This window comes from Mycobacterium sp. 1165196.3, from assembly GCF_001673415.1.
Classification (GTDB): Bacteria; Actinomycetota; Actinomycetes; order Mycobacteriales; family Mycobacteriaceae; genus Mycobacterium; species Mycobacterium europaeum_A.
The window spans coordinates 1-11914 of sequence record NZ_LZLU01000056.1 but is presented as its reverse complement, the minus strand read 5'-3'; the positions used below and the strand labels follow the sequence as shown (position 1 = coordinate 11914).

Below are 11914 nucleotides of genomic sequence, written 5' to 3'. Positions count from 1 at the left end.
GCTAGGCGTTCGTCCGCAGATAGCTATACACGGACGCGAAGTTGCGGTTGACGTCCTCGGGGATGGGCACCGGCCCGCCGAGAGCCCTTGCACCCCAGACGATTTGAGCGGTCCGCTCGACCAGCGCGGTGATATGCAACACCTTGTCGGGCCGCGGTCCCACCGCCACCAGGCCGTGGTTGGCGATCAGCGCGGCGCCGCGGCCCTCGAGCGCCTTCACCGCGTTGGCGCCGACGTCGGGCGTGCCGGAGGCGGCGTAGTCGGTGCACCGGACGTCGCCGCCGCAATAAACCGCGAACTCGTCGATGCAGGCCGGGATCGGTTCGTGGGCGATGGCGAACATGGTGGCCCACACCGGATGGCTGTGAATGACGCTGCCGATGTCGTCGAACGCCCGATAACACGCCAGGTGCAGCTGCATCTCCGATGACGGCGCGCGGCCCTGCGCCGCCTCCAGCACCGAGCCGTCGGCGTCGACGAGCACCAGGTCGTCGAGCTGCATGTCGCGGTAGTCGACCGACGACGGGGTGATGACGATGTGGCCGTCGGCGCGGCGCGCGGAGATGTTGCCGGCAGTCCCCTCGACCAGACCGCGGCGCAGCATGTCCTTGGCGGCGTCCAGCACCGCGGTTTCCGGGTTGTCCACGAACTTCATGGCCCTAACACCTCCGGGTTGACGATATGCGCGGGCGCGTTGCCGGCCAACAGCGCTTCCAGGTCGTCGGCCACCATCTGCGCCTGCCGCGCCTCGGTGTCGAAGGTGGCGCCCCCGATGTGCGGGGTCAGCACCACGTTTCCCATGCCCACCAGCGGGTGATCGGCCGGCAGCCACTCGCCGGCGAAGTGGTCGAGCCCCGCGGCGCCCACCTTGCCCGCGGTCAGGGCGTCCACCAGCGCATCGGTGTCGTGCAACTGGGCCCGGGCGGTGTTGAGGAAGACCACGCCGTCGCGCATGGCCGCGAACTCCCGCGCGCCGATCATGCCGGCCGTGTCGTCGGTGACCGGGGCGTGCATCGAGACCACGTCGGCCTCGGCCAGCAACTGGTCGAGGCTGTGCCGGGCGTCGGGGTTGTAGGGGTCGTGGGCGATGACGCGTAGGCCCAGCCCGGACAGCCGCCACCGCGTAGCGCGGCCGACCGCGCCGAGGCCCACCAGCCCCGCGGTGAGCCCGGCGATCTCGGCGGCGCGGAAGCGTTGATACGGGATGCTGCCGTCGCGAAAGATGTTGCCGCTGCGCACATCCGCGTCCGCGGTCAGCACGTGCCGGGTGGCGGCAAGCAGCAGGGCCACCGTCATCTCGGCGACGGCATCGGCGTTGCGGGCCGGCGTGTTCAGCACCGGGATGCCGGCCGCGGTGGCCCCGGCGACGTCGACGTTGTTGGGGTCGCCACGGGTGGACGCGATCACCCGCACGCCCGCGTCGAACACCGGGCCCCGCACCGAATCGCTTTCCACCACCACGATTTCGGCGCCCTCGCCGGTGATTCGCTCGGCCAGCTGCTCGGCGCTGTAGATGCGCAGCGGGGTCTGCTCGATCCAGGGGTCGTAGACGACGTCGGCGAGCTCCCGCAGTGTGGCGAAGCCCGGCCCACGCATCGGGGCGGTCACCAAGGCGCGCGGTTTGGACGTCACGAGTGCCAATGCTGGCGTACGGTGACGCCCGTGTCACGCAATGACGTCACAATCGGCATCGACGTCGGCAGCACCGCGGTCAAGGCCATCGCCGCCGACCCCGACGGCAACGTGACGGCGCGCGTGCGCATCCCGCACGAGCTGCGGGTGCCCGAACCCGACCGGCTGGAGCACGACGCCGTGGCGGCGTGGCGGCGTGGGCCGTCGGCGGCGCTGGACGAACTGGTCGGGCAACCCGGAATCGCGGCGGTGGCCGTCTCGGCGATGGTGCCGTCGATGACCGCCGTCGACGACACCGGCACACCGATCACGCCGGGACTGCTCTACGGCGACGCGCGGGGCCGCGCGCCCGGCGGCCCGGGCCCACAAGCGCCGCAGCTGCCCGCACTGGGCGAGGCCGCCGAGTTCTTGCGCTGGACGGCCGCCCACGCGCCGGGCGCCGCCGGCTACTGGCCCGCGCCGGCGGTGGCCAACCACGCGCTGTCGGGCCAGGCGGTCATCGACATCGCCACCGCCGCCACGGCGTTTCCCTTGTTCGACGGGACCGGCTGGAACGCCGAGGCATGCGCCGACCGGGGCGCGCAGGTCTCGCAGCTGCCCCGGGTGGAAAGCATGGGGGCCGTCGTCGGGCAGGTCAACGGCAGCGAGGCCGCGCTGGCCACCGGCGCCATCGACGCGTTGTGCGAACAGATCGTCGCCGGTGCCGATCACGACGGCGACGTGCTGGTGATGTGCGGGACCACGCTGATTGTCTGGACGACGATCGCCGAGGCTCGCCAGATGCCCGGCCTGTGGACCATTCCGCACACCACGCCCGGCAAGAGCCAGATCGGCGGGGCCAGCAACGCCGGCGGGCTGTTCCTGGGCTGGGTGGATCGCGTTGTGGCACCGGCGGATCCGACGGCCGTGGAGCCCGGGCGGGTGCCGGTGTGGTCGCCCTATTTGCGGGGCGAGCGCACCCCGTTCCACGACCCGGACCGCCGGGGCGTGCTCGAGGCGCTGGATCTCACCCACGACGCCGCCGCGCTGCGGCGGGCCGCCTACGAGGCATCCGGCTTCGTCGTCCGCCAGCTCATCGAACTGTCCGGGACGCCGGTGTCACGCATCGTGGCCACCGGCGGCGGCACCCGGGTGGGGCCGTGGCTGCAAGCCATCGCCGACGCCACCGGGCGCCCGGTCGAGGTGTCCGGGGTGGCGGAGGGGGCCGCGCTGGGAGCCGCCTTCCTGGCGCGCATGGCGGCCGGCCTCGAGACGACCATCGCCGATGCCGCCCGATGGGTGCGCACCGAGCGCATCGTGGAGCCCGACCCCGCCTGGGCGAGCGCGGTCGGGGATCGTTACCAGCGCTTCCTGGAGTTGGGGAACCGCAGATGTAGCGCGGTGGTGCCACCGGCGATCTAGGCTGGTGCAATGACCGACCAGGACCGCAAAGCCGCCCGCCGCGAAATCGCCGACGCACTGTTGAAAGCCCTTGAACGACGGCACGAAGTACTCGACCTGATTGTGGAGGCGGGCAACAAATCGGAGGCGATCGACGCCATCGCCGGTTTGCTCGATACCTCGCGGACGGGCGCCGAAGCGGTATTCGGCTTGTCCTTCGACCGACTCACGAAGGATTCGCGAAAGACGATCCAGACCGAACTCGAGGACCTGAACAAGCAGCTGAGCTTCACCCTGGGCGAGCGTCCCGCGAGTTCGGGGGACACCCTCGAGCTGCGGCCGTTCTCCGCGAGCGAGGACCGCGACATCTTCCGCGTCCGCACCGAGGACATGGGTGGCGTGTCGGGCGACGGATCCGGCGGGCAGGCGGGCAACCTCGACGACGAGATCAGCGCCGCGCTGGGCCGGGTCGACGACGAGGAGGCCGCCTGGTTCGTGGCCATCGACCACGGCGAAAAGGTCGGCATGGTGTTCGGCGAGCTGGTCCGCGGCGAGGTCGACGTGCGGATCTGGATCCACCCCGATCACCGCAAGCGGGGTTACGGCACCGCCGCGCTGCGCAAGTCGCGCTCGGAGATGGCCTGGTGTTTCCCGGCCGTGCCGATGGTCGTGCGGGCACCGGCGGCCAACCCCCACTGACGGTCAGGGCAGTACGGCGTCGACCGCGATGCTGTGCCGCAGCGACTCCAGGCTGTCGCCCGGTGGAAGGGGCAGCCCCGCCTCGGCGAACATGTCGGCGCGGGTGCGGGTCGACACTTGCCAGCCCAGGGCGCTCAGATACTGCGCTGCAGGCGTGCGCGCGCCGCGGTAGACCAGCGTCGACACGTCGACATCGAAGCCGAATTGCCCCCACCGCCTGGTCATCGCCTTGGCGCGCCTTTCCAGCAGGTCCGAGGTGCCGCCGTCGTGGTACTCGGTCGCCAGCCGGCTGCCCGGCGCGCTGAGCGTGGTGATCACGTCGAACAGGCTGTCCTGCGCCTGCGGCGGCAGATACATCAACAGGCCCTCGGCGCTCCAGGCGCTGGGCCGCGACTCGTCGAAACCCTTGTCCCGCAGGGCGCCACGCCAGTCCTCGCGCAGGTCGACCGACACCGTGCGCAGCTGCGCGGTGGGCTTGGCCCCCAACGCGCCCAGCGTCGTGGACTTGAACTCGATGACGGCGGGCTGGTCGACCTCGTACACCACGGTGCCCGCCGGCCAGGCCAGGCGATAGGGTCGTGAGTCCAGGCCGGAGGCCAGGATGACGACCTGGCGGATACCGGAAGCGGTTGCGTCGGTGAAGAAGTCGTCGAAGTAGCGGGTGCGCACGGCCATCATGTTGGTCATCCGCTGCAGGTTGAATTCCGCGTCCGGGTCGGCGTCGGCATCGAGACCGCCGGTCTCATCGGTGATTTCGCCGTCGAGCACCCGGATGAAGAACTCGGCGCCCACCGCGCGGACCAGCGGGTCGGCGAACGGATCGTCGATCAGCGCGTCGGCCCGCTTACCGGCCAGCGCCCGGCAAGCGGCGACCCAGGTCGCCGTGGCGCCCACGCTCGAGGCCAGGTCCCAGGTGTCTCGATCGGTGCGGGTCACGACGCCTCCTCGGACAGGGTCGCGGTCACGTATCGGATGTCGGCGAAGGCCGCCATCGACGGTTGCTCGGGAAATTCGAAACCGTTGGCGGCATACAGTTCCGGGGTGCTGTGCACCGACGAGCGCCAGCCCCGCTCGGACAGGTAGGTCACGACGTCGTTGCGTTCGCCGGGGTACACCAGATCCGCCCAGTTGAGGTCTAGCCCCATCCGGCGCCAGCGCTCGCTGATCTCGCGGCCCCGCTTTTCGATGCGCCCGCGCATGTCGGGCACGTAGCCGGTGCCGATCCGGCTGCCGACGGCGGACAGCGCGGTGATGCTGTCGAACAGGCGGTCCTGTGCCTCCGGCGGCAGATAACCCAGCAGGCCTTCGGCGCTCCACGCCGTGGGCGCGGCCGCATCAAATCCACCGTCGCGCAATGCGGCCGGCCAATCGTCGCGCAGGTCCACGCCCACCGCCCGCCGCTCGGCGCTCGGGGTTGCACCCAGGTCCGCCAGCGTGCGGGTCTTGAACTCGATCACCCGCGGCTGGTCGATCTCGTAGACCACGGTGCCGGGCGGCCAGGCCAGCCGGTAGGCCCGGGTGTCCAGTCCCGAGGCCAGGATGACGGCCTGGCGGATACCGGAGTCGGCGGCCCCCAGAAAGAACGAGTCGAAGAACCGGGTGCGGACCGCCATGCCCTCACCGAGCCGCCGCGCGGTGAACGCCGGATCATCCTCGGGGGTCTCGATGTCTCCATCCATCATCCGGATGAAGGCCTCGACGCCGACGGCGCGCACCAACGGCTCGGCGAAGGGATCGTCGATCAGCGGGTTGGGACCCTTGGACGCCAGCGCCCGCCGGGCGGCCACCGCGGTGGCGGTGGCTCCCACGCTGGACGCCAGATCCCAGCTGTCGCCGTCCGATCGCTTGTTGTCGGTCTCCGGCATGGCTAACGCAGGGTGGCGGTCACCGCGACGATGTTGCGGAACTGCGCCATCGCCTCGTCGTCGCGGAATTTCAGGCCGTATTCGCCGAACAGCTCGCGGCGCGGCCGGGCGGCCACCTCCCAGCCCTTACCGGTGAGGTAGTCGACGACGTTGCTGCGCTCGCCGTCGAAGAACAGCCCCGACAGGTCGATGTCGCAGCCGACTTTGGCCCACCTGTCGTTGAACTCCTGGGCGCGTTGCGACATCGTCGTGCCGGCGGTGTCGGGGTGATACTCGGTGGCCAGCCTGCTGCCGGGGGCGCTGAGCTCGGTGATGTTGTCGAAGAGCCGGTCCTGGGCGTCCGGCGGCAGGTACATCAGCAGTCCCTCGGCGCTCCACGACGTCGGCTGGGTCACGTCGAAGCCGCTGTCGCGCAACGCGGCCGGCCAGTCCTCGCGCAGATCGATGCTGACCGTGCGCCGCTCCGCGGCCGGGGCGGCACCCAGGTGCGACATCGTCGTGCTCTTGAACTCGACGACGGCGGGCTGATCGACCTCGTAGACCACGCTGCCGGCCGGCCAGCTCAACCGGTAGGCGCGGGAATCGAGGCCGGCGGCCAGGATCACCGCCTGGCGGACCCCGTCGCGGGCGGCGTCGAGGAAGAAGTCGTCGAAGAAGCGGGTGCGCACGGCGATCGAGTCGGTCTCCAGCCCCAGGTCCTTGCCGCTGCCCTGGTAGCCCTCGGATTCGGTGACCTCACCGTCGACCAGGCGCCGGAAGAAATCGAGGCCGACCGCGCGCACCAGGGGTGCGGCGAAGGGGTCGTTGATGATCGGATTGGAACCCTCGCTGGCCAGCGCGCGGGCCGCGGCGACCATGGTGGCCGTGGCGCCGACGCTCGAGGCCAAGTCCCAGCTGTCTTGGTCAGTGCGTGTCATGCTGCTCCCAAGTTATTTAGCAAATGCAACGAGTCAGGGGAACTCTACGCCTCGCGGCTTACGGCTTGCTGTGTTTTTCTCCCGTGGGGCGGCGGCGACGCAAACGCCCGGTTAACCGCGCCGCGGGCGGTCTCCCAGAGGGGCGCAGTAAAGGCCCTGACCAGAGCTGCCCGTACCAGCTGTTAGTCTCGTACACGGTTTGACGCGCTGTAGATTAGTCGGCCGTACGTCCTGGCCTGCGGGTGTTGGGCGCGTGATGCAGGAAACCCCCGGCTGCGCAGGAGGAAGAGTTGCTTTCCGCTTTCATCTCATCGCTGCGGACAGTCGACCTGAGACGGAAGATCCTCTTCACGCTTGGCATCGTCGTCTTGTATCGGGTCGGCGCCGCGTTACCGTCCCCTGGCGTCAACTACCCGAACGTCCAGCAGTGCATCAAAGAGGCCAGCGGTGGCGCGGCCGGACAGATCTACTCGCTGATCAACCTGTTCTCCGGTGGTGCCCTGCTCAAACTCACCGTGTTCGCGGTGGGGGTGATGCCCTACATCACGGCCAGCATCATCGTGCAGCTGCTCACGGTCGTCATCCCGCGGTTCGAGGAACTGCGCAAGGAAGGCCAATCGGGCCAGGCCAAGATGACGCAGTACACCCGCTACCTGGCCATCGCGCTGGCCATCCTGCAGGCCACCAGCATCGTGGCCCTGGCCGCCAACGGCGGGCTGCTGCAGGGCTGCTCGCTGGACATCATCGCCGACCAGAGCATCTTCACGCTGGTGGTCATCGTGCTGGTGATGACGTCCGGCGCGGCGCTGGTGATGTGGATGGGTGAGCTGATCACCGAGCGCGGCATCGGCAACGGCATGTCGCTGCTGATCTTCGTCGGGATCGCGGCCCGCATCCCCGCCGAGGGCAAGACGATCCTGGACAGCCGCGGCGGGATGATCTTCGCCGCCGTCCTGGTCGCCGCGCTGGTCATCATCGTCGGCGTCGTGTTCGTCGAGCAGGGCCAGCGCCGGATCCCGGTCCAGTACGCCAAGCGGATGGTCGGCCGGCGCATGTACGGCGGAACCTCCACGTATCTGCCGCTCAAGGTCAACCAGGCCGGTGTTATCCCGGTCATCTTCGCGTCCTCGCTGATCTACATCCCGCACCTGATCACCCAACTGATCCGCAGCGGCAGCGGCGGCGTGGGCAACAGCTGGTGGGACAAGTTCGTCGGCAGCTACCTGTCGGACCCCAGCGATCCGGTGTACATCGCCATCTACTTCGGCCTCATCATCTTCTTCACGTACTTCTACGTGTCGATCACGTTCAATCCCGACGAGCGTGCCGACGAGATGAAGAAGTTCGGCGGGTTCATCCCCGGCATCCGGCCGGGCAAGCCGACCGCCGACTACCTGCGTTTCGTGCTGAGCCGGATCACCCTGCCGGGTTCGATCTACCTCGGCGCGATCTCGGTGCTGCCCAACTTGTTCTTGCAGATCGGCAATGGCGGAGCGGTTCAGAATCTGCCGTTCGGCGGTACCGCGGTGTTGATCATGATCGGCGTGGGCTTGGATACGGTCAAGCAGATCGAGAGTCAGCTCATGCAGCGCAACTATGAAGGGTTCCTGAAGTGAGAGTCGTTTTGCTGGGACCGCCGGGGGCGGGCAAGGGAACGCAGGCCCAGAAGCTCTCCGAAAAGCTGGGAATCCCGCACATCTCCACCGGTGAGCTGTTCCGCAGCAACATCGAGAACGGAACCAAGCTGGGCCTGGAGGCCAAGCGCTACCTGGACGCCGGCGACCTGGTGCCCTCCGAGCTGACCAACCAGCTCGTCGACGACCGCCTGAGCGATGCCGACGCGGCCAACGGCTTCATCCTGGACGGCTTCCCGCGGTCGACCGGACAGGCCAAAGCCCTGCACGACATGCTGGGGCGCCGGGGCACCGACATCGACGCGGTGCTGGAATTCCGGGTGTCCCAGGAGGAGCTGCTGGAGCGGCTCAAAGCGCGGGGCCGCGCCGACGACACCGACGACATCATCCTGAACCGGATGAAGGTCTACCGCGACGAGACGGCACCGCTGCTGGAGTACTACAGCGACCAGCTCAAGACGGTCGACGCCGTCGGCACTATGGACGAAGTGTTCGCCCGCGCGTTGCAGGCGCTGGGCAAGTAGGGATGAACCCGCTGGCGCGGCTGCGGAGCCGCAAGGTGGTGCCGCAGCGCAGCGCCGGTGAGCTCGACGCCATGGCGGCGGCGGGCGCGGTGGTCGCGGCGGCGCTACAGGCGGTGCGGGCGGCCGCGATCGTCGGGGTGTCGACGCTGAGCCTGGACGAGATCGCCGAGTCGGTGATCCGCGACGCCGGCGCGGTGCCGTCGTTCCTGGGCTATCACGGTTATCCGGCGTCGATCTGTTCCTCGGTCAACGAGCGGGTCGTCCACGGCATACCGTCGGCCGCCGAGATCCTGGCGTCCGGTGACCTGGTGTCCATCGACTGCGGCGCGGTGCTCGACGGCTGGCACGGCGACGCCGCGATCACCTTCGGGGTCGGGACGCTGGACGCCGCCGACGAAGCGCTGTCGCAGGCGACCCGCGAATCGCTGGAGGCCGGGATCGCGGCGATGGTGCCCGGTAACCGGCTGACCGACGTGTCGCACGCCATCGAGATGGGCACCCGCGACGCGGAGGCCCGCCACTCGCGCGCCTTCGGGATCGTCGAGGGTTACGGCGGGCACGGCATCGGCCGGCAGATGCACATGGATCCGTTTTTGCCCAACGAGGGTTCGCCCGGGCGCGGCCCCCTGCTGGCCGCCGGGTCGGTGCTGGCCATCGAGCCCATGCTGACGCTGGGCACCGGCAAGACGGTGGTGCTGGACGACCAGTGGACGGTCACCACCACCGACGGCTCGCGCGCGGCACACTGGGAGCACACCGTCGCGGCCACCGACGCGGGGCCGCGCATCCTGACGCTGGTGAACTAAACCTCAGCTCCGCTCGTTTCCCGGGCAGGAGGTGATCGAGTGGCTCGTGTGGCTGGCACGGGGAGGGCTTCCGGGGCTGCCGAGGCCGCTCTGATGAAGGCGCTCTATGACGAACACGCCGCGGTGCTGTGGCGTTATGCGCTGCGGCTGACGGGGGACGCGAGCCAGTCCGAGGATGTGGTCCAGGAGACGTTGCTGCGCGCATGGCAGCATCCCGAGGTCGTCGGGGACACCGAGCGCTCGGCGCGGGCGTGGCTGTTCACGGTGGCCCGCAACATGATCATCGACGACCGGCGCAGCGCGCGGTTTCGCAACGTCGTCGGTTCCACAGACGTATCGGGTGCGCCCGAACAGTCCACGCCGGATGAGGTCAATGCGGCGCTGGACCGGTTGCTGATAGCGGACGGGATGGCCCAGTTGTCCGCCGAGCACCGAGCAGTGATCGAACGGTCCTACTACCGCGGATGGACCACCACGCAGATCGCTGCGGACCTCGGCATCGCCGAGGGAACAGTGAAGTCGCGACTACACTATGCCGTGCGGGCGTTGCGACTCACTCTGCAGGAACTTGGGGTCACCCGATGAGGGGCTCCGAATGCTTGAGGGGTGACGGAGATGGATGAAATGAGGACGCCGGTGCAGGATGTCGGCCCTCCCGAAGACCGCTACGCGATGTGGGATGCCGCATACGTGTTGGGATCTTTGTCGGCCGCGGAACGCCGCGAATTCGAGACGCACATGGCGCGCTGCCCGTCTTGCCGGGAGGCCGTCGCCGATCTCAGTGGAGTGCCGGCCCTGCTCTCACAGCTTGACCGTGCCGAGGTGGCCGCGATCGACCAATCCGGTCCGGCCCCGGAGATGTCTCCACAGTTGCTGCCGTCCCTGCTGGCGACGGTTCGTTGGCGCCGGCGCCGCACCCGGGTGGTGACCTGGGTGGCGTCGGCGGCCGCGGCCGCGGTGCTGGCGATCGGGGTGTTCGTCGGCCTCGAGGGGTGGTCGTCGACTCCGTCCCAGCAGGTGACCGCGTCGTCGGAGCCGATGGCGCAGGTGAGCACCACCCTGCTGACGTCGACGGTCGCCGTCAGCAGCCAGCACTGGGGGACCTCCATCAACCTGCGCTGCGTGTGCCTGGCGCCGCTCAACGCGCACCACGACACGCTCGCCATGGTTGTGGTGGGTCGTGACGGCAGCCAGACGCGGTTGGCGACGTGGGTGGCCGTGCCCGGCCACACCGCGACACCCGCGGGCGCCATCTCGACCCCGATCGACCAGATCGCCGCCGTGCAGGTGGTTGCCGCCGACAGCGGCCAAGTGCTCCTGCAACGCTCGCTATAGAGGATCGCGTGTTCGGCGACGCGCGTTCGCTCCGGGTGCTCGTCGTGGGCGCCGGTGTCGCGGGCATCTCCGTCGCCCGGGGCCTGCTCCGCGACGGGCATGACGTCACCGTCTTCGAGCAGCGGCCCGATGTGCGGGCGGCCGGCGGCGCGGTGACGATCTGGTCCCACGGCGAGACGGTCCTCAACCAGCTGGGTGTCGACATGGACGGCGCCGGCCGGCCCTTGGCCACCGTGCGGGCGGTGACGCCCACGGGCCGCAGGGTCGGAAGCCTCGACGTGACCGCGATGGTGCGGCGACTGGGTGCGCCCATCCGGATGGTTCCGCGCCGCGTTCTGCTGGATCGGCTTCTCGAGGGGTTCCCGGTCGAGCGCATCCGGTGCGGCTCCCGGGTGATCGGGTTGGCAAGCACGGGTGACGGGGTCAGCGTCGAGTTCGACGACGGCACGGTGGCCGAGGGGGACGTGCTGATCGGTGCCGACGGCCTGCACTCGCGGGTGCGCGATCACGTTGGCGCCCAAGGCGCGTCGCCCACCGGCTGGTGCAGCTGGCAGGGGCTGGCCACGCTTCCGGAGATCGCGGATTGCGATGCCGCGCTGATGATCATCGGCGGGCACGGCAACCTCGGCCTGTGGCCGGCCGGGGGCTCGGACGTGCAGTGGTGGTTCGACCTGCCGTGGTCGCCCGACTTCGTCCGGCCGCAGCGGCCGATCGAGATGATGCGCTCGCACTTTTGCGGATGGTCGGACTCGGTCGATCGGGTGCTCGCCACCTTGACCGACGACGATTTGGCCCGCTCGCCGTTCCCGCATTTCCGCCATCCGATCCCGCGCGCGGGCCAAGGCCCGGTGACCCTGCTCGGCGACGCCGCGCACACGATGCCGCCCACGACACGGCCATGACCCGCCGTCGCCGGGTCTTCTCGTAGGACCGCAACGCACGCGAAACGTCTTCGCCGCGAACGTTTGTCGCACGACGCACGCCCGCCAGTGCCCCGCACAGCACCATGGTGTCGAGCAACGCCTGGTTGGTGCCCTGAGCCAGGGTGGGCGGCATCGTGTGCGCGGCGTCGCCGAGCAGGGTCACCGGGCCTTGGCCCGCGCGCGGGATCGGATGGCGGAA

At 69.6% G+C, this 11914-nt stretch carries 12 protein-coding genes and 2 pseudogenes; 8 read left to right on the top strand and 6 right to left on the bottom strand.

The genetic code is table 11. The features are described from left to right. Position 1 precedes the first annotated feature (1 nt). Together A5659_RS05165 and A5659_RS05160 are read right to left on the bottom strand one after the other, a co-directional pair. The gene (locus A5659_RS05165; RefSeq protein ID WP_067179600.1) at positions 2 to 655 is read right to left on the bottom strand and encodes an L-fuculose-phosphate aldolase; all 654 of its coding nucleotides are present in this window, start codon (positions 653 to 655) and stop codon (positions 2 to 4) included. Further along, positions 652 to 1632, bottom strand: coding sequence for an NAD(P)-dependent oxidoreductase (locus A5659_RS05160; protein WP_067179598.1), 981 nt, complete (start codon positions 1630 to 1632; stop codon positions 652 to 654). Before A5659_RS05160 ends, A5659_RS05165 begins: the two co-directional genes overlap by 4 nt. A 30-nt stretch (positions 1633 to 1662) precedes the next feature. Between A5659_RS05160 and A5659_RS05155 the strand changes: the two genes are divergently transcribed. Then, positions 1663 to 3033, top strand: coding sequence for an FGGY-family carbohydrate kinase (locus A5659_RS05155; protein ID WP_066881421.1), 1371 nt, complete (start codon positions 1663 to 1665; stop codon positions 3031 to 3033). Between the two features lie 9 nt (positions 3034 to 3042). Then, a complete protein-coding gene (locus A5659_RS05150; RefSeq protein WP_067144587.1) occupies positions 3043 to 3711 on the top strand; it encodes a GNAT family N-acetyltransferase in 669 nt (222 codons plus the stop codon). 3 nt (positions 3712 to 3714) lie between these two features. Here the strand turns inward: A5659_RS05150 and A5659_RS05145 are convergent, their stop codons facing one another. From A5659_RS05145 to A5659_RS05135, 3 genes are read right to left on the bottom strand one after another with little or no spacing between them, the layout of a single operon-like run. Then, positions 3715 to 4647 carry a class I SAM-dependent methyltransferase gene (locus tag A5659_RS05145; RefSeq protein ID WP_067179597.1) on the bottom strand — a complete coding sequence of 311 codons (933 nt, stop codon included), beginning with the start codon at positions 4645 to 4647 and terminating at the stop codon, positions 3715 to 3717. After that, positions 4644 to 5576, bottom strand: a complete 933-nt coding sequence (locus A5659_RS05140) for a class I SAM-dependent methyltransferase (protein WP_066869457.1) — start codon at positions 5574 to 5576, stop codon at positions 4644 to 4646. Before A5659_RS05140 ends, A5659_RS05145 begins: the two co-directional genes overlap by 4 nt. A gap of 2 nt (positions 5577 to 5578) precedes the next feature. Then, positions 5579 to 6493 (bottom strand): class I SAM-dependent methyltransferase, encoded by a 915-nt coding sequence (locus tag A5659_RS05135; RefSeq protein WP_066869460.1) that lies wholly within the window; start codon positions 6491 to 6493, stop codon positions 5579 to 5581. A gap of 290 nt (positions 6494 to 6783) precedes the next feature. Between A5659_RS05135 and secY the strand changes: the two genes are divergently transcribed. The 6 genes and pseudogenes from secY to A5659_RS05105 all read left to right on the top strand — a co-directional run. Continuing rightward, positions 6784 to 8109 carry a preprotein translocase subunit SecY gene (gene secY / locus A5659_RS05130; protein ID WP_066869463.1) on the top strand — a complete coding sequence of 442 codons (1326 nt, stop codon included), beginning with the start codon at positions 6784 to 6786 and terminating at the stop codon, positions 8107 to 8109. Continuing rightward, positions 8106 to 8651, top strand: a complete 546-nt coding sequence (locus A5659_RS05125; RefSeq protein ID WP_066869466.1) for an adenylate kinase — start codon at positions 8106 to 8108, stop codon at positions 8649 to 8651. The genes secY and A5659_RS05125 overlap by 4 nt, the downstream gene beginning before the upstream one ends. 2 nt (positions 8652 to 8653) lie before the next feature. Then, positions 8654 to 9457, top strand: coding sequence for a type I methionyl aminopeptidase (gene map / locus A5659_RS05120; RefSeq protein WP_067179595.1), 804 nt, complete (start codon positions 8654 to 8656; stop codon positions 9455 to 9457). 39 nt (positions 9458 to 9496) lie between these two features. After that, a complete protein-coding gene (locus A5659_RS05115; protein WP_082972677.1) occupies positions 9497 to 10042 on the top strand; it encodes a sigma-70 family RNA polymerase sigma factor in 546 nt (181 codons plus the stop codon). 30 nt (positions 10043 to 10072) lie between these two features. Further along, positions 10073 to 10792 (top strand): anti-sigma factor, encoded by a 720-nt coding sequence (locus A5659_RS05110; protein ID WP_066881420.1) that lies wholly within the window; start codon positions 10073 to 10075, stop codon positions 10790 to 10792. Positions 10793 to 10800: 8 nt separating this feature from the next. Beyond that, positions 10801 to 11682, top strand: a pseudogene (locus tag A5659_RS05105) (FAD-dependent oxidoreductase); the annotation flags it as partial. A gap of 61 nt (positions 11683 to 11743) precedes the next feature. Here A5659_RS05105 and A5659_RS28925 read toward each other — a convergent pair. Next, positions 11744 to 11848: pseudogene (locus A5659_RS28925) on the bottom strand (hypothetical protein); the annotation flags it as partial. Positions 11849 to 11914: the final 66 nt, after the last annotated feature.

Excerpts from the sequence above, each read along its gene's own strand:
- A5659_RS05165 (WP_067179600.1), bottom strand. The coding sequence starts at position 655 with ATGAAGTTCGTGGACAACCCGGAAACCGCGGTGCTGGACGCCGCCAAG.
- A5659_RS05150 (WP_067144587.1), top strand. The coding sequence starts at position 3,043 with ATGACCGACCAGGACCGCAAAGCCGCCCGCCGCGAAATCGCCGACGCA.
- A5659_RS05140 (WP_066869457.1), bottom strand. The coding sequence starts at position 5,576 with ATGCCGGAGACCGACAACAAGCGATCGGACGGCGACAGCTGGGATCTG.
- A5659_RS05135 (WP_066869460.1), bottom strand. The coding sequence starts at position 6,493 with ATGACACGCACTGACCAAGACAGCTGGGACTTGGCCTCGAGCGTCGGC.
- map (WP_067179595.1), top strand. The coding sequence starts at position 8,654 with ATGAACCCGCTGGCGCGGCTGCGGAGCCGCAAGGTGGTGCCGCAGCGC.
- A5659_RS05110 (WP_066881420.1), top strand. The coding sequence starts at position 10,073 with ATGGATGAAATGAGGACGCCGGTGCAGGATGTCGGCCCTCCCGAAGAC.